A 17123-nucleotide genomic window follows, 5' to 3' on the forward strand; every position below is an offset into this window, starting at 1 on the left:
GCGTGGGAGCGGGGCCGTGTGAGCGGGGTGCGGGGTCAGCCGGCGGGCTCGGCGACGGGCCCGGCGCCGGCGCCGATGAGCGCGCGGGCGGCGGCCAGGTGGTCGGGCGTGGTGCCGCAGCAGCCGCCGAGGACGTCGAGGCCGTACCGGTCCCGCCAGCCGGCCATCAGCTCGGCGAACTCGTCCGGGCCGACGGCGGCGGGCAGCGCCCGGTCGGTGTGCTCCCAGCGGCCGAGCGAGCCGCGGTCCTCCAGGTTGGGCGCGACGCCGATCGGGCCCGAGCACCGTTCCCGGAGCCGGTCGAGCGCGGCGGGCACGTCCGCGAGGGCGGTGCAGTTGACCAGGACGGCCTCCGCGCCGTCGCGTTCGGCGGCGGCCGCCGCGTCCCCGACCCGCTCACCGGACGGCAGCAGCCCGTCCGGCCCGCAGACGAAGCTCACCCAGGCGCGGCCGCCGCCGGCGAGCGCGGCGGCGAGCGCGGTCCTGGCCTCCCGCTCGGTGTTCATGGTCTCGATGAGGAACAGCTCGACGCCGGACCGCCGCGCCTCGGTGACCAGCCACGCGTGCTCGGCGGCCAGTTCGTCGGCGGGCGGCACCAGGTCGGGCCGGTAGCAGTCCTCGACGGGCGCCATCGACGCGGCGATCACGGCGTCCGGGCGGCGCGCCTGCTCGCGGGCCGACTGCGCGACCCCGACGGCGGCGTGCACCATCCAGGCGAGCCCGGCGGCGTCGAGGCCGATCCGGCGCAGCGTCCGCAGGTTGCACCGGAAGGTGTTGGCGGTGAGCACGTCGGCGCCCGCCTCCAGGTGCGCGCGCTGCACGGCCCGCAGCTTGGTGCGGTTGGGTTCGCCGTTCAGCGCGCGGACCGTCCACCAGGGGCCGTCCACCGCGAGCCCGGCGCGCTGCAGCTCGGTGGCGGTCGCGCCGTCCAGCCACAGGGGCCGCCGGCCGTTCGTCGTCGGTTCCATGCTCTGCCTTCCCTTCGGTCACAGGGCCGTGCGCAGGTCGTCGAGCAGGTCGGCGGGGTCCTCGATGCCGGCCGAGATCCGCACCAGCCGGTCGGTCACGCCGAGCCGCAGCCGGGCGGCGCGCGGCACCCGCGCGTGGGTCATCGCGGCGGGCACCTCCACCAGGGAGCGGACGCCGCCGAGGCTGACCGCGCAGCCGAACAGCCGGAGCCGGTCCATAAACGCGGCGGGGTCGCCCAGGTAGTCGAAGCTGACGATCGTGCCGGGCGCCGCCATCTGCCGGGCCGCGACCGCGTGCTGCGGATGCGCCGCGAGTCCCGGGTAGCGGACCGTCCCGACCCGCTCGTGGCCGTCCAGCGCGGCGGCGATCGCGGCGGCGTTGGCGGCCTGCCGGGCGGTGCGCAGCGCCAGGGTCTGCACGCCCCGGTGGACGAGGTAGCAGTCGAACGGCGAGGGGACGCCGCCGGTGACGGTGCGGTCGGCGGTGAACCGCCGGTGCAGGTCCGCGTCGTCGGTGACGAGCGCGCCGCCGATCACGTCGGAGTGGCCGGCGATGCCCTTGGTGGTGCTGTAGAGGGTGACGTCGGCGCCGTGCCGCAGCGGCTGCTGGAGCGCGGGACCGGCGAAGGTGTTGTCGACGACGGTGGGGATCCCGGCGGCGCGCGCCGCCCCGCACACCGCCTCCAGGTCCACGACCTTCAGCAGCGGGTTGGTGGGGGTCTCGATCCACACCAGCCCGACGTCGTCGCCGAGCGCGGCGCCGAGCGCGCCGGGGTCGGACAGGTCGGCGTACCGCACCTTCACGCCGTCGCGCTCGGCGCGCATCGCGAACAGCTCGTGGCTGCCGCCGTACACGTCGTCGCAGGCCAGCAGGGTCCGGCCGGGTTCCAGCAGGGCGAGCGCGGCGACCGCCGCCGCCTGCCCGGACGAGAACGCCGCCGCGTGCCGGGCGCCCTCCAGCGACGCCAGGCAGCGCTCCAGCCGCTCCCGCGTCGGGTTCTCCCCGCGCGAGTAGAAGTAGCGGGGCGGGTCCTGGACGCGCCGCTCGTAGGTGACGGCGAGGTGGATCGGCGGGACGAGCGCGCCGGTCGCGGGGTCGGGTTCGTGGCCGGCGTGCACCAGCCGGGTGTCGAAGCGCATCACAGGAACCGGGTCGTCGGGTGCTCGGCCGTCCACACGCCGGGCCGCACGGTGGCGAGCGCCTCGGCGACCCGGTCCAGCTCGGCGGCGGTGTTGTAGACGCCCAGCGAGACGCGGACGGTGCCGAGCAGCCCGAGCGAGTCCAGGAACGTGCTCGCGCAGTGCACGCCGCTGCGGACCGCGATGCCGTGCGCGTCCAGGTGCCCGCCGACGTCGTAGGGGTGGACGCCCTCCACCACCAGGGAGACGATGCCGCCGCAGCCGGCCGCCGGGTCGCCGACGACCCGGACCCGGTCGATCCGGCCGAACGCGTCGACCGCGTGCCGCACCAGCAGCTGGTCGTGGCGGCGGATCCGCGTCCAGCCGAGCCCGGCGAGGTAGCCGGCGGCCGCCGCGAGGCCGACCGCGCCCGCGATGTCGGGGGTGCCCGCCTCCATCCGCGCCGGGACCGGCACGTAGTGGACGGGCTCGTCGTGGGCGACGCCCTTCACGGTGCCGCCGCCGACCTGGTAGGGCGGCAGGTCCGCGAGCAGGTCGCGGCGCCCGTACAGCACCCCGGTGCCGGTCGGCCCGTACATCTTGTGGCCGGAGAAGCAGTAGAAGTCGGCGTCCAGCTCCCGCACGTCCACCGGCCGGTGCGGGACGGCCTGCGCGCCGTCCACCACGACCGGGACGCCCTGCCGGTGCGCGGCGGAGACCAGCTCGGCGACCGGGTTCACGGCGCCGAGCACGTTGGAGACGTGCGCGACCGCCGCCAGCCGCACCCGGGGGCCGAGCGCGGTGGTGAAGTCGGCGACGGCGGTCCGGCCGGACGGCCCGGCGGGCACGACGACGAGTTCGGCGCCGCGCGTCTCGCACAGCCGCCGCCAGGGCAGCAGGTTGGAGTTGTGCTCCGCGCCGGTCACCACGACCTGGTCGCCGGGGCCGACGACGCGGGGGCCGAACGTGGCGGCCAGCAGGTTCATCCCGTCGGTGGTGCCGCGGGTGAAGACGATCTCCTCGGGGTGCGCGGCGTTCAGCATCGCCCGGACGGTCTCCCGCGCGTCGTCGTAGCGCTCGGTGGAGGCCATGCTCAGCCGGTAGTAGCCGCGCCCGACGTTGGCGTTGGCGGTGGAGTAGTAGCCGACGACGGCGTCCAGGACGGCGCGGGGCTTCTGCGTGGTGGCCGCGTTGTCGAGGTAGACCAGGGGCCCGTCGCCGCCGGCCGTGCCGCCCGCGTCGAAGATCGGGAAGTCGCGCCGGACGTCCTCCAGCGGCGGGCCGGCCCGCCGCGAGCCGAGCCGTGCGGTGTCGGTCATCCGGACTCCTCCCCCGGCCTGGGCCGGAACATCTGGCGGAAGCTGTCGAGGAACCGCTTCGGGAACAGCAGGACCTTCTGCTCGGGGAACGGCCTGCGGCTCGCGGGCACGTCGCGGTGCGGGCCGTAGTAGAACCAGCAGATCTGCGCGATCTGCTCGGTGAACAGCACCGGGTGCGCCTCCTCCGGGTAGAGCTGGAGGTGGCCGTGCGCCGCCAGGAACTCGCCCTTCGGCCCGAACCCGGTGTCGAACGCGACGTGCCCGAGCAGGTCGTGGACCGCCCGGAACACGTCGTTGTGGCAGAACTCCACGCCGTCCACCCGCAGGCCCGCCGGCTCCCGCATCGGGTGGAAGCCGCGGACCGGCCCCGGCCCGTGCCCGCGCGCCGTCAGGTGGACGTAGAGCCGCCGGGTGCGGCGCACGCGGTCGCGCAGGACGCGCGAGTTCGGGTAGGGGCGCCCGTCCCCGAGCCACGGGCGGATCTCCACGCCCGCGTCGGTCAGCGCCTGGAACTGCGCGAGGTTGTGCCGCTTCAGGCGGTCGTAGCGGCGGCGCAGGTCCGCGCCGTAGCCGGGCTCGGGCGCGGCGTCGTAGTAGGCGGCGGTCCGCCGGCCGAAGTCCTCGTCCAGCTCGACGCCGGTACCGGCCGCGATGCGGGCGACCGCCGCCGCGCGCTCCCGGGTCGGCGCGAGGGCGCGCGCGACCGGCAGCAGGTCCAGCCCGGCGGCGCCGTCAGCCACCGCCACGCCTCCGCGCGGGCGGATGCCGCAGGACCTCGGCGAGCCGCACCGACTTCAGCCGCCGCGCCTCGAAGTCGCAGTACCAGAGCTGGTAGCCGTCCCACGTCAGGCCGGTCGGGTGCCCTTCGAGGGTGACCTCGGCGACGGGCTCCCCGGTCGTGTCGTCCACCGCGCGCAGCACGCCCGTCTCGAACTCGGCGTACAGGACGCGCCCGCCCGCCCAGGTCAGCCCGGCGGGCTCGCCCTCGATCGGGAACTCGCGCAGCACCTCCATCGTGCGCGGGTCGCGCAGCTGCGCCACCGACGGGGCGCGCAGGCACAGCCACAGGCCCTCGGGCGCGGCCTCGACGCCGGTCACCCGGCCGCTCGGCGGGTCGACGGGCTTCTCTCCGACCTCCTGCCCGGTCTCCGGGTCGATCAGCACCAGCCGCTTCGGCCGCCCGCCGATCTGGTGCAGCAGCCCGTCGTGGAAGGCCAGGTCGGCGCGGACGCGCGGGTTCGACACCTCGCGGACCATCTCGCCGTGCGCCGGGTGCACCGCGAAGAGCTTCCCGGCCTCCTGGTCGGAGTGCCACAGGTACCGGCCGTCGTGGGTCAGCCCGCACAGGTACCGCCCGGGGGCGGGCACCGACCGGGCGACCGGTATCGCCGGCGGCCGTCCCGGCAGGGTGAGGTCGAGCCGGACGGCGGCGAGGTCGGGGGCGTGGTCCTGGACGGGCATCGCCACCGCGCCGCGGACCCGGTCCCCGGCGGCGCGGGGCACGGTCCTCGCGACGGCCAGCAGCGGCACGACCGGGGCGTCCGCCATGGCGCGCCGGTCGATCTCGCGCCAGGCGGCCCGCGCCCGGTCGGGGTCGGTGACGCCGATGGCCTCGTCCATGGCCCGGTCGAGGCCGGGGTCGAGGTAGCGGCCGTGGTTGGCGACGCCGGGCACCGGCCCGCCCCGTAGCAGCGGCTCGACCGTGGCGCGGCCCCGGTCGTCGGGCCATTCCGGCGCCCAGGCGGCGAGCGCGAGGTCCCAGCCCCCGGTCTCGGCCACGATCCGGCGGTACGCGGCGAACGGCCGCGGTTCGACGCGGACCGCGATCCCGGCGCCGGTGAGGTCGGCGGCCACCGACCGCGCCATCGCCGGGTGCGCGCCGGCATCGGAGTGGATCAGCACCAGCTCCTTCGGCGGCGCCGGGGACCCCGCCACCGGGACATCGGCGGGCTCGGCCCGCACTTCGTCCGGGGCGAGCAGGCTGTGCGCGACCCGCACGGACGGGTCCAGCCCCAGATCGCGGTGGATGCGCAGCAGGGCCCGCTTGTCGATGGCCGCCGCGATCCTCCGGCGCAGCTCGGGCGCGTCCAGCACGGGGGACGCGGCGAGGTTGAAGACGAGGTAGGGGTCCAGGACCTCGTCGCGCACGTACCGGTCGCCGCGCGGATCGGCCGACAGGTCGGGCACCGAGAGCCCCCAGGGCAGGTCGGCGCGCCCCGCCCCGATGACCCGGCGCAGCGCGCCCGCCGTCGCCGGGGCCGCGGTCACCTCGACGGCGTCCACGTGCGCGCTCCGCAGCGGGTCGGTCTCCGGCCGCCACACCGGGTTGCGCTCCAGCCGCAGCGTCGTGCCCGGCGGGGCGGGCACGACGCGGTACGGGCCCGTCGACCGCAGGTGGCGGGGCGCGGTGCCGTCGCCCGGCACGAACGCCTCGTACTCGACGGGGACGGGAGAGGCGGCGGGCAGCGCGAGCAGGTGCAGGAACTCCGGGTCGGGCCGCTCCAGCTCGAACACCAGCACGTCGTCGTCCACCGCGAACACGCCGGGCAGCTCGGTGGACCGGTGGAACTCGGCCAGCTCCGCCGCCGTCGCCCCGCCGGGGAACGCGGCGGCGCACGCCCGCCGGTACTCGGTGAAGCCCCGGATCGTCCCGGCGAAGTAGGCGGCGCCCGCCATGCCCGGCACCGGGGAGCACAGCCGCTTGAAGGCGCGCACGAAGTCGCCGGCGGTGACCTCCCGCGGCGGCGAGGCGTCCCACCGGACGCCGCTGCGCAGCGTCACCGTGTAGACCTTGTGGCTCGCGCTCATCCCGGCGTTGTAGGTGGACGGGACGTCGGCCGCGAGGTCGGGGACGGGCGCCGCGATCCGCCAGTCGGCGGGGTCGGCGACCGGCGCGTAGCCGAACAGCTGCCGGGTGCACAGGCGGGTGATCTGCCGGGCCGGGGCGCCGCCGGCGCGGGCGGGGTCGAGGTCGCCGCTCTCGCCCGGCCCGTACAGCCGCAGTACCCCGCCGTCCGGCGGCCCGTCGTCGGTCATGGCTTCACCGCTCCGTAGCTCGTCCGCCCGCGGGGCGTCCGCCCCGCGGGCTGCCTGCGGCCCCCGCGTCCCGCGCGGCGGCCCCTCCGGTCACGACAGCTCGTCGGCGAGGCGGCCGATGGCGTCCACGGCACGGTCGACGTCCTCGCGCGTGTTGAACAGGTGGGTGCACAGGCGGGCCGCGTAGTGCAGGTGCGGCGAGCCGGGCACGTCGAACTCCACCCAGCGGATCCAGATCCGGTGCTCGGCCTCCAGCCGGTCGACCAGGATGTTGATCTTCTTGGGGTTCCAGGCGTCCGCCGGGTCCCGGAACGGCTTGAAGGCGACCAGCGGCGAGCGCAGCCGGGCGTCGGCGGACGGCGAGTACAGGGAGTCCTCGCCGAACCGCTCCGCGACCCGCTCCCGCGCGTAGTCGCCGAGGTCGAGGATGTGCCGCTCGATGCGGCCGCGCCCGATCGCGTTCCAGATCTCGCACGCCTTGGCTAGCGCGGCGGCGCGGGCGGTGCCGGCGCTGCCCGCGCTCTGCAGGTAGTCGCCCATGTTGCAGGTCTCGACGCCGGTCGTCGTGCGCGGCGGCATCGGGCCGAGCAGCGGGTACCAGGTGGAGATGACCGGCCAGAAGCGCGGCAGCGGCAGCGGGTTGTGCTCGGGGACGACCTTGTTGCGCGCGTACAGCAGGCCGGTGCCGAGGGGGCCGCACTGGAACTTCGAGCCCGATCCGCTGGCGAAGTCGAGGCCGAGGGCGCGCAGGTCCACGTCCAGCATCCCGGGGACGAGGGCGCCGTCCATGGCCGTGATCAGGCCGTGCCGCTGGGCGAGGTCGCAGAGTTCGCGGACGGGCATCCGGGTGCCGGTGAACAGCGTCACCCCGGCGAAGAACAGCGCCTTGGTGCGCGGGGTGATCGCCGCCTCGAACAGCTCCACGATCTCCTCGGCGCGCACGTCCGGGCCGGACGGCGGGGTGACCTGCCGGACGGTCAGCCCGTGGCGGTCGCGGACGAGGTTGAGGTTGGACAGCACCGAGAAGCACTCGTGGGTGGTGGTGACGACCTCGTCGCCCTCGCCGAAGTCGAGCCCGGCGACGATCCGCGCCATGGCCTCGGTGGAGTTGTGGCAGATCGCCAGCTCGTCCTGGTCGATGCCGAAGTCGCGGGCGATGGCGGCGCGGTAGTCGGGGTAGAGCGTCGGCGGGTAGATGTCGCCGAGGCTCCCGGCCCATTCGCGGGAGAGCCGCTCGTGCACGTCCAGCACCTCGTGCGGCGGCGCGCCGACCGTGCCGGTGTTGAGGTGGGTCGTGCCGTCCCGCAGGGCGAACAGCTTGCGAACGGCGTCCCAGGACGCCTCGGACAGGTCGGTTCCGGATCGGCTGACACCCGCTGCGAGCTGGTCGGACACGACCGATTCCCCCTCGGGAGAGAGTCACCGTCAACTCGGATCACAATATATTATTAAAGTGAAAGCCGTCAATCGCGACACAACCGGCGAATCCTCCCGAGCACGCGCCGGCCGGGCCACGTGCTCGGGAGGCGGCGGTCCGGCGGGTCAGCCGCGGGCCCGGCCCGGGTAGTCGTTGTCGGCGTACCAGTCGCCGCGCCCGCCGGGCGTCAGGTCCAGCACGTTCCACACCGGCGACAGCAGGTCGATGCCGCGCTCGGTGCCGTCGAGGTGGTTGGCGGGCAGCGAGTAGAAGTGCCGGATCCCGGCGTCCTCCCTGCGCAGGACGCTGAACACCGGCCGCTGCACGCCGCCGGCCCGCTCGGTGTTCATGTCCCGGTTGAACGTCGTGCCGTGGCTGGACAGGATCCGCAGCCCGTCCCAGCCGCGCCGCCGCGCCCACGCGCGCAGCTTCGGCAGCGGCGCCTTGCTCACCACGACGAACGCGCCGTGCCGCGCCAGGTGGTGCGAGACCCCGTGGAAGCCGTCGACCCACATCGAGCACATCGAGCACGCCTGGTCCTCGTCGGGGTGGAACATCAGGTGGTAGGTCAGCAGCGTGTCGTGCTCGCCGAACAGGTCGGCGAGGTGCGGGGCGGTGACGGGCTCGTCCGCGGCGAGGTCGCGCGGACCCTCCGCGAACACGTAGTCGTCCAGCAGCCTTCCCGGCGGCATCCGGCGGCGCGCGGCGGCCACCGCCTCGACCTGGTCGCGCAGCCTCCGCTCCGCCCTGGCCAGCTCGATCCTGGCCGCGATGTAGTCCTCCCCGGCGCCCTCCGGCCACATGGGCTCGATCTCGCCGCGGTCCACCTCGGTCATGCGCGCACCCCTCAGTCTCCGGTCTGACGTCTTCCGGTCCGGTCTCCCGTGGACGCGCTACACAATATGCAAGTATCAGTGCGCCGGGGCGGTGTTGACGATGTCCTTGCCGAGGCGCGCCGGGAGCAGCGGTTCGGCCAGCAGCCGCCGGAACCGCCGACGCGGGTCGCCGAGCGCCGTCCAGGCGGCGACGAGCCGGGCGCCCTCGATGTAGGTCGTGGTGTGCGCCCGCCACAGCGGATCGGTCAGGAAGGCCGTCATCCGGCGGGCCCGCTCCTCGCCCAGCAGCAGCCACCGCCGCAGGTGGGCGACCGCCGCGTCGGTGCCGGCGCCCCGGTCGTGCAGGAGGAGCGCCGCGTCCTGGCGGGCGGGCAGCAGCGTCCTGACGTGCCGCATCACCTGCTCGACGCGCTCGCCGTCCATCCGGACGCCCTCCGCGGCGAGGATCTCCGCCGTCCAGGCGCCCCAGCCCGCGGGCATCACGGCGGCGAGCGCGTGCTCGGCGATGCCCTCCGCCATGAGCGACTGCGGGGTGTTCACCAGCGCGATCGCGTGCTCGTGCTGCCCGTCCGCCACCAGCTCCGCCTCCTTGAGGCTGCGCTCGGTGTGGTGCCCCGGGTAGCACTCGTGCGCGGCGATCAGCGGCAGCGCGCCCAGGTCGGCGCCCGCCGGCTCGTTGAGCGAGACCACCGACCGGTACCGGCCGAGGTAGCGGTTGAAGGCGTTCCACGGCCGGTCCCGCACCACCTCGTACGTCACCTCTTCGCCGGGGGGCAGGCCGTAGCGGTCGCGGACGAGCACGCGCAGCGCGTCCGACACCGCGCGGACGGCCCGGTGCAGCGCGTCCGGCGGCACCGCGTTGCGCGCCCGGAACTCCTCCAGCCGCGCCCGCAGCGGGCCGGCCCCCGGCAGCAGCCCGGCGAGCGCGTCGTGGGCGGCGGCGTACCGGTCGGTGTCGCCCATGCCGATCCGCACCTGGAAGTAGGTCTCGATCTCCTCGACGAACGGGACCTGCTCCCCCGCCAGCCGCCGCGCGCCGCACTCCAGCGCGGCGAGTTGCGCCGTCAGGAAGTCCCGGCGCTCCGCGGCGAGCCCGCTGTCGGCCGCCTCGCGGCGCAGCCGGGCCGCCCGCCGGGCCAGGGCCGCCGGGTCGGCGGGCGGCTCGGCCTCGACCCGCGCCTGCAGCGACGGGTCACCGGCCCAGGAGTCGACGAACCCCGGCACGTGCCGGCCGAGCCGCAGCCCCAGCAGCAGGTACTCCAGGACGACCGGCTCGGTGCCGGCGCCGCCCGCCGCCGCCGCGCTCACGCCGGCGTCCGGCGGCCGAACAGCCCGCGGTTCAGGACGGGCTTGGCCGTCTCCTGGAAGTCGATCGACGGGTCCAGCTCGCGGATCGTGCCCTCGATGACCAGCAGCGACAGCAGCGGGAAGATCAGCTCGGCGGCGGCGTGGATGCCGAACCGGCGCTGCAGGTCGAACATCTCGGCGGCGAAGGCGATCAGGCTGAACTCGCGGGCCGGGAGCCCGTGGCTGCGCTCCACCAGGTCCGCCATCCGGACGGTGAAGCCCTCCAGGTCGGCGTCCGGGCGCACGCCCGCCGAGCTCTCGATGACGATCTCGGCGCAGCGCCGCCCCCGGCCGGTGGCCATGTTGAGGAAGAACTCGGCGAACAGCCGGCGCAGCCGCTCCGAGAGCTGCACGCTGAACCCTGCGTCCAGCACCACCACCTGCCCGCCGCGGGTGAAGTAGAGGTTGCCCGGATGCAGGTCGCAGTGCACGAACCCGGTGACGAACAGCATGTGGTAGATCGCGGTCAGCGCGGACTCGGCGAACCGCTTGCGCATCGCCGGCGGGCACGACTCGGCGGCCCGCACGTCCAGGTCGGGGATGAAGTCCATCACGATGCAGCGCGGCCGGGACGCGTCCAGGTGCACCTTCGGCACCCAGACGCGCGGCACCGTCGCCAGCGTGTCGCGGAGCCGGTCCAGGTTCGCGGCCTCCCGGGCGAAGTCGAGCTGCCCGAGGACGGCCCCGCACATGCTGTCCACGACCTCCGCGACCGGCAGGCCCCGGAACGGCGGCACCCGCGCCGCCAGCCGGGCGCCCGCCCGCATCAGCGCCAGGTCGCGCCGCATCGGCGCCTCGATGCCGGGCCGGCGCAGCTTCACCGCGACCCGCGCCCCGGACGGCAGCGTCGCCTCGTAGACGCAGGCGACGCTGCCGCTCGCCACGGCGGTGACGTCCGACGCCCGGATCGGCGCCCCGCCGCCCCGCGAGTCCACCGCGCGCCCGTTGCCCGCGTGCCCGTTGCCCGCGTGTCCGTCCACCGCGCGCCCGTCCACCACGGGCCCGTCCACCACGGGCTTGGCCGGGACCGGGCCGTACGCCTCGGCGAGGCCGCGGCGGGTCTGCTCGGGAGTGAGCGGGCCGACCGAGTCCTGGAGCAGGGACAGCTCGTCGCACAGCGCGGCGGGCAGGACGTCCCGGCGGGTGCCGAGCACCTGCCCGGCCTTGACGAACGTCGGCCCGAGCGCCACCAGCAGCCGGGTGATCCGGCGGTACAGGTGGCGGCGGCCCGCCGCCGGGCCGCGCAGCAGGGTCAGCCCGACCGTCCCGGGCAGCGCCGCCGCGCCGAGCACGACGACCGTGGCGAGCACGCGCGCCGCCCGCGCCGCGAGCAGCACCGGGTCGTCGCGGCGCGTCATCCCGCGATCCCCAGGATCTCCACCGCCCGGAGCTGGAGGGTCGTGTAGTCGCAGTACCAGATCAGCGTGCCGTCCCAGGTGATGCCGGTGGGGTTGCCCGCCACCGACACCGCCGCGAGCTCGGCGCCGCGCTCCAGGTCGAGCAGGTTCAGCGTGGCGGCGCGGTGGTCGGCGTAGGCGAGGAACCCGTCGGAGACGGTCACGCCCGCGACCGGGCTCCGCACCGGGTAGCTGCGGATCAGCCGCAGGTCGTCCGGGTCGCGCAGGTCGACGACGCGCAGGTCCTCATAGCCGAGCCACAGCCCGTGCCGGGTCGCCTCCAGCCCGCACAGCAGCGCGCCGGGGCGCGGGTTGGGCCGCTCGGCGAGCACGTCCCCGGTCTCCGGGTCGAGCGTGCGCAGGACGCGGTCCGGGCCGGCGATCTGCACCAGGTTCCCGTCCATCGTCGTCAGGTCGGTGCGGACGTCGGCGCAGGGCACCCGCTGCCGGACCTCGCCGGTCATGGGGGCGAGCGCCATGATCTGGTTGGACACGGCCTCGGAGAACCACAGGCACTCCCCGCTCCAGGTGAGACCGCACAGCTTGAGGGCGCGCACGGGGATGTCGCGCACCGAACCGGCCGCCATGGGCATGGTCAGCTCCCTTTCCTCAGCCCGCAGTCCAGCCGCCAGCCGGTGACCTCGCGGACGTCGCCCGCCGGGCGCGGCACCACCCGCAGCCGGTCGCCGGGCGCTACGTCGGTGTGCCGCAGCGGCCACACCCACACCGCCCAGTTGCAGCCGGGATAGGACGGCAGGTTCGACAGGGTCGTGTCCTCGGTGAGGGTGGCGGTGAAGTAGCCGATGACGGCGTGCAGGCGTCCGGGTCTGGTGATGGTGAGGGTCCGGCCGCGCGGCGGCGCGGCCTGCCCGCGCGCGGGCCGCTGGTCGGCGACCTCGGCGGGCTCGCTCAGCAGTGTCGGCGGGCGCTGGAAGAAGTGCAGCTGCGCGGCGGGCGCCGCGCTCTCGGCCACCGCGTCCAGCCGGAAGCCGTGGAAGTCGTCGTCCCACAGGCCCCAGCCCTCGCCGTCGAACTGCACGGCGGCGAGCTGGGTGACCAGGCGGCTCGGGACGACCGTGCCGCCGGCCGCCAGGTTGTGCCGGGCGAACTCGCCCAGCACCTCCATCATCTGCTCCTCGGGGCCGAGGTTGCCCATCATCTCGGACACGACCACGTCGGCGCGCTCCGGCAGCCGCACCGTGCGGGCGTCGCCGCGCACGACGGTCAGCCGTCCCTTCAGGTCGTTGCTCTCGGCGACGCGGGCGGCGACGGCCGCGGTGGCGGGATCGGCCTCCACCGCGTAGACGTGCTCGGCGCCGTGCCGCAGCGCCAGCAGCGACAGCGCGAGCACCCCCGCCCCGACGTCGGCGACGACGGCGCCGTGCGCGAGGCCCGCCAGGGCCCGGTCGTAGGCCGCCAGCCGGGGCCGGTCGGCGAGCATCGCCTGGTGCATCTGGAGCTGCCGGGGGTCCAAGCCTTCTCCCACCTGTCGCGCGGCGTGCCCGGGACCGGGCGCCCCCGGGAGGAGGCGCCCGGCACCGGTACTACTGGTTTTTCAATCTGACTCGCTCCGGTGACCGCGTCAAGCCGCGGCCGCGGACCGGATCAGATGTTCACCGCGGCGGTCTCGCCCACGTAGGCGTCCCGCATGACCAGGCGCGCCCCGGTCAGCCGGGCACGGGGAGTGCCGCCGTCGGTGAGCAGGGCCGCGTCGGTGCCCTGCATCGACAGTTCGGTCCCGGTGGGCTCCAGGTCGCGCAGCTTGCCGGCGACGTGCACCGGGCTGGCCGCGTACAGGTTGCCCTGCGGGGTGGACAGTTCGAACTCGGCGTCGATGTGCAGGTCGCCGGGGTAGCGGACGCGGCTCAGGCTCTCCTCGCTACCCGTGCCGAGGGTGCCGCCGGACGGCCGCGGCCAGCTCGCGCGGAGCATGACCCGCCCGCCGAGGGCGTCGCTGGTGCCGACCATGGCGACGCGCGCCATCTGGGCCAGCACACCGGTGCCCTCGTCGTGCTTCTCAGGGCCGAACAGCAGGATCTCGGTGCCGGCCGCCTTGCGGTGGTCGCCCGCGAGGTCGATGGTCTCGGTCCGTCCGTCGACCTCGATGTCGATGGAGCCCTCCAGCGACACCTGCATGATCATGGACGGGTCGACCAGCATGGACATGCAGGGCCCGGCGCTCGCCGCGAAGAACACGGTCGGGGTGATGCCGACCGGCTCGTTCTCGTCGTTGGCCGGGTACCACGCCTCGGGGAGCGTCGTGCCGACGGCCACGTTCGGCGCCTGCACGACCTCGAACGGGCCGTCGCCGCGCGGGCTGCCCAGGTACGGGCCCGTGAGCGGCTTCTTGTAGGGGGGAATGTTGTCCACCACGCCGTAGATGTCGATGACGTTGCGGTGGGCGAGACGCAGCGTGCTGGTCTCCAGGATGCCGAAGCGGCGGATGTAGAACTCCGCGGGGAAGTTCTTGCCGGGGACGATCTGGCGCACGTGGCCGGTGTTCGGCAGGAAGGGGTTCGACAGCACCTGGATGCGGTCGTCCAGCTCGTAGCTGTAGCCCTTGATGCCGACCTCGGGCGCGCTGATGAGCTCGGTCTGGAGCTCGGCGTAGCCGTTCTCGTCCACGCGGTGCTCGAAGCCCGGCATCGGCCACTTGTTCAGCTGCACGAACCCGGAGAGGTTGATGGTCTCCCGGCGGCCCGCGTAGTAGTCGTCGCCGAAGACGATCGTCGCGGCGGCGAGGATGTGCGGCCGGATCGGCTTCGGCTCCAGGTTGAGGGATTCGTATGTCTCGCGGAGTGAACTCAAGCCAGACACCTCCAGCGTCTGTCGAGATCGTTTCGGGGCCTCGGCCCGCGCGGCTCCCGATGGCACCCTTGGGCCTCTCACTATAAGTTTTTAAAGTGAGAAGTCAATGGGCTCCAGCGGCTCGCCGGCGGCCCGCGAGGCGGCGGGCCGGCCGGCGGGGTAGCCGGCCGGGACGCCCTCGCCCCCCGGGCCGGACGGCATCCGCCCGGCCCGGGCCGCGGCGGCGTTCTCCTCGGCTTCGCAGTCGTTGTGGACGTCGGTGTAGACGTCGACCATGAGGTGGTTCTCCAGGGACACAGGCTCCTCCGCTCGGGTCCGCGGTGCCCTGCGGCGCTACGCCGGTAGTGAACGCGCCTTGCGCAACGGCACCGGACAATCCACTTTAGAAACATAGAGTTAAATGTCCAGCGCCCGGAGATGAGGCGAGGAGATGTTCGAGAGGTTCACCGACCGCGCGCGGCGTGTTGTCGTCCTGGCTCAGGAGGAGGCCAGGATGCTCAACCACAACTACATCGGTACCGAGCACATCCTCCTTGGCCTGATCCACGAGGGTGAGGGTGTCGCCGCGAAGGCTCTGGAGAGCCTGGGTATCAGTCTTGAGGCGGTGCGGCAGCAGGTCGAGGAGATCATCGGCCAGGGTCAGCAGGCGCCGTCGGGGCACATTCCGTTCACTCCGCGTGCCAAGAAGGTGCTGGAGCTGTCGCTGCGTGAGGCGCTGCAGCTCGGCCACAACTACATCGGCACCGAGCACATCCTCCTTGGCCTGATCCGTGAGGGCGAGGGCGTCGCGGCGCAGGTGCTGGTGAAGCTCGGCGCCGACCTGAACCGGGTCCGCCAGCAGGTCATCCAGTTGCTACATGGCTACGAGCAGGGGAAAGAGCCGATGTCGTCGTCCGGGGCCTCGTCAGACTCCGGGCCGTCCACGTCGCTGGTCCTCGATCAGTTCGGTCGGAATCTGACGCAGGCTGCGCGTGAGGGGAAGCTTGACCCGGTGATCGGCCGGAGCAAGGAGATCGAGCGGGTCATGCAGGTGTTGTCCCGCCGTACCAAGAACAACCCGGTCCTGGTGGGTGAGCCCGGCGTCGGTAAGACCGCCGTGGTCGAGGGGCTGGCGCAGAAGATCGTCAAGGGCGAGGTGCCCGAGACCCTGAAGGACAAGCAGCTCTACACCCTCGACCTCGGCGCACTGGTCGCGGGGTCCCGCTATCGGGGTGATTTCGAGGAGCGCCTGAAGAAGGTGCTGAAGGAGATCCGTACCCGGGGCGACATCATCCTGTTCATCGACGAGCTCCACACGCTGGTGGGTGCGGGTGCGGCCGAGGGCGCGATCGACGCCGCGTCGATTTTGAAGCCGATGCTGGCGCGGGGTGAGCTGCAGACCATCGGTGCGACGACGCTGGATGAGTACCGCAAGCACCTGGAGAAGGACGCGGCGCTGGAGCGGCGGTTCCAGCCGATCCAGGTGGCCGAGCCGTCGCTGTCGCACACGATCGAGATCCTGAAGGGGTTGCGGGACCGGTACGAGGCGCACCACCGGGTGTCGATCACCGACAGCGCTTTGGTGGCGGCGGCGCAGCTGGCCGACCGGTACATCAGTGACCGGTTCCTGCCCGACAAGGCCATCGACCTGATCGACGAGGCCGGGTCGCGGATGCGGATCCGGCGGATGACGGCGCCGCCGGACCTGCGCGAGTACGACGAGAAGATCGCCGATGTCCGCCGGGACAAGGAGTCGGCGATCGATGCGCAGGACTTCGAGAAGGCCGCCGCGTTGCGGGACTCGGAGAAGCAGTTGCTGGGGCAGAAGGCGCAGCGGGAGAAGGAGTGGAAGGCCGGCGACATGGACGTGGTCGCCGAGGTCACCGACGAGCTGATCGCCGAGGTGCTGGCCACCGCGACCGGGATCCCGGTGTTCAAGCTGACCGAGGAGGAGTCGACCCGGCTGCTGCGCATGGAGGACGAGCTCCACAAGCGCGTCATCGGCCAGGAGGACGCGATAAGGGCGCTGTCGCAGTCGATCCGCCGCACCCGCGCCGGGCTGAAGGACCCCAAGCGTCCCGGCGGCTCGTTCATCTTCGCCGGCCCGTCGGGGGTGGGGAAGACCGAGCTGTCCAAGACGCTGGCGGAGTTCCTGTTCGGGGACGAGGACGCGCTGATCCAGCTGGACATGTCGGAGTTCATGGAGAAGCACACGGTCTCGCGGCTGTTCGGGTCCCCGCCCGGCTACGTCGGGTACGAGGAGGGCGGCCAGCTGACCGAGAAGGTCCGGCGCAAGCCGTTCTCGGTGGTGCTGTTCGATGAGATCGAGAAGGCGCACCAGGACATCTTCAACAGCCTGCTGCAGATCCTGGAGGACGGTCGTCTCACCGACGCGCAGGGGCGTGTGGTGGACTTCAAGAACACCGTGATCATCATGACCACGAACCTGGGGTCCAAGGACATCTCCAAGGGCGTGTCGATGGGGTTCGCGCGTCAGAACGACGAGCAGGGCTCGTACGAGCGGATGAAGGCCAAGGTGTCGGAGGAGCTCAAGCAGCACTTCCGGCCCGAGTTCCTCAACCGTGTCGATGACACCGTGGTGTTCCACCAGCTCACGCCGAAGGAGATCATCCAGATCGTGGATCTGATGATCGCCAAGGTCGACGAGCGGCTCCGCGACCGCGACATGGGCATCGAGCTGCGGCAGGAGGCCAAGGACCTGCTCGCCCTCCGCGGCTATGACCCGGTGCTGGGGGCGCGGCCGCTGCGCCGCACGATCCAGCGGGAGATCGAGGACACGCTGTCGGAGAAGATCCTCTACAGCGAGCTCAAGCCCGGCCAGATCGTGATCGTGGGCACCGAGGGCTTCGACCCCGACAACCCCGACACGGCCGAGA

The 17123-nt window shown here is 73.7% G+C and carries 14 protein-coding genes; 1 reads left to right on the top strand and 13 read right to left on the bottom strand.

Annotated features, from left to right (window positions below; genetic code table 11):
* Window positions 1–35: 35 nt before the first annotated feature.
* The 13 genes from ETD96_RS23325 to ETD96_RS23385 all read right to left on the bottom strand — a co-directional run bounded on the left by ETD96_RS23325 (window position 36) and on the right by ETD96_RS23385 (window position 14544).
* Window positions 36–968, bottom strand: coding sequence for a homocysteine S-methyltransferase family protein (locus tag ETD96_RS23325; protein WP_138638604.1), 933 nt, complete (start codon window positions 966–968; stop codon window positions 36–38).
* An 18-nt stretch (window positions 969–986) separates the two neighbouring features.
* Window positions 987–2108, bottom strand: a complete 1122-nt coding sequence (locus ETD96_RS23330; RefSeq protein ID WP_138638605.1) for a trans-sulfuration enzyme family protein — start codon at window positions 2106–2108, stop codon at window positions 987–989.
* Window positions 2108–3406 (bottom strand): aminotransferase class V-fold PLP-dependent enzyme, encoded by a 1299-nt coding sequence (locus tag ETD96_RS23335; protein WP_138638606.1) that lies wholly within the window; start codon window positions 3404–3406, stop codon window positions 2108–2110. Before ETD96_RS23335 ends, ETD96_RS23330 begins: the two co-directional genes overlap by 1 nt.
* Window positions 3403–4152, bottom strand: coding sequence for a hypothetical protein (locus ETD96_RS23340; RefSeq protein WP_240808066.1), 750 nt, complete (start codon window positions 4150–4152; stop codon window positions 3403–3405). The genes ETD96_RS23335 and ETD96_RS23340 overlap by 4 nt, the downstream gene beginning before the upstream one ends.
* Window positions 4139–6442, bottom strand: a complete 2304-nt coding sequence (locus ETD96_RS23345; RefSeq protein ID WP_138638607.1) for an ABC transporter substrate-binding protein — start codon at window positions 6440–6442, stop codon at window positions 4139–4141. Before ETD96_RS23345 ends, ETD96_RS23340 begins: the two co-directional genes overlap by 14 nt.
* 90 nt (window positions 6443–6532) lie before the next feature.
* On the bottom strand, window positions 6533–7837 hold the full coding sequence (locus ETD96_RS23350) for an aminotransferase class V-fold PLP-dependent enzyme (RefSeq protein WP_138638608.1): 1305 nt from the start codon (window positions 7835–7837) through the stop codon (window positions 6533–6535).
* A 147-nt stretch (window positions 7838–7984) separates the two neighbouring features.
* Complete coding sequence (locus tag ETD96_RS23355) at window positions 7985–8695, bottom strand: DUF899 family protein (RefSeq protein ID WP_138638609.1); 711 nt, start codon at window positions 8693–8695, stop codon at window positions 7985–7987.
* Between the two features lie 75 nt (window positions 8696–8770).
* Entirely contained in the window at window positions 8771–10003 is a 1233-nt protein-coding gene (locus ETD96_RS23360; RefSeq protein WP_138638610.1) for a DUF885 domain-containing protein, read from the bottom strand.
* Window positions 10000–11400, bottom strand: a complete 1401-nt coding sequence (locus ETD96_RS23365; RefSeq protein WP_138638611.1) for an ABC1 kinase family protein — start codon at window positions 11398–11400, stop codon at window positions 10000–10002. Before ETD96_RS23365 ends, ETD96_RS23360 begins: the two co-directional genes overlap by 4 nt.
* A complete protein-coding gene (locus ETD96_RS23370; RefSeq protein WP_138638612.1) occupies window positions 11397–12032 on the bottom strand; it encodes a PQQ-binding-like beta-propeller repeat protein in 636 nt (211 codons plus the stop codon). Before ETD96_RS23370 ends, ETD96_RS23365 begins: the two co-directional genes overlap by 4 nt.
* A 2-nt stretch (window positions 12033–12034) precedes the next feature.
* A complete protein-coding gene (locus tag ETD96_RS23375; RefSeq protein ID WP_138638613.1) occupies window positions 12035–12913 on the bottom strand; it encodes a methyltransferase domain-containing protein in 879 nt (292 codons plus the stop codon).
* A 131-nt stretch (window positions 12914–13044) separates the two neighbouring features.
* Window positions 13045–14247 carry a DUF6004 family protein gene (locus ETD96_RS23380; protein ID WP_138638614.1) on the bottom strand — a complete coding sequence of 401 codons (1203 nt, stop codon included), beginning with the start codon at window positions 14245–14247 and terminating at the stop codon, window positions 13045–13047.
* 90 nt (window positions 14248–14337) lie between these two features.
* Window positions 14338–14544 carry a hypothetical protein gene (locus ETD96_RS23385; RefSeq protein WP_138638615.1) on the bottom strand — a complete coding sequence of 69 codons (207 nt, stop codon included), beginning with the start codon at window positions 14542–14544 and terminating at the stop codon, window positions 14338–14340.
* Window positions 14545–14677: 133 nt separating this feature from the next.
* Between ETD96_RS23385 and ETD96_RS23390 the strand changes: the two genes are divergently transcribed.
* Window positions 14678–17123: ATP-dependent Clp protease ATP-binding subunit (locus ETD96_RS23390; protein ID WP_138638616.1), on the top strand; the 2446-nt coding region annotated here is incomplete at its 3' end.

The organism is Actinomadura geliboluensis (assembly GCF_005889745.1).
Lineage (GTDB): Bacteria > Actinomycetota > Actinomycetes > Streptosporangiales > Streptosporangiaceae > Spirillospora > Spirillospora geliboluensis.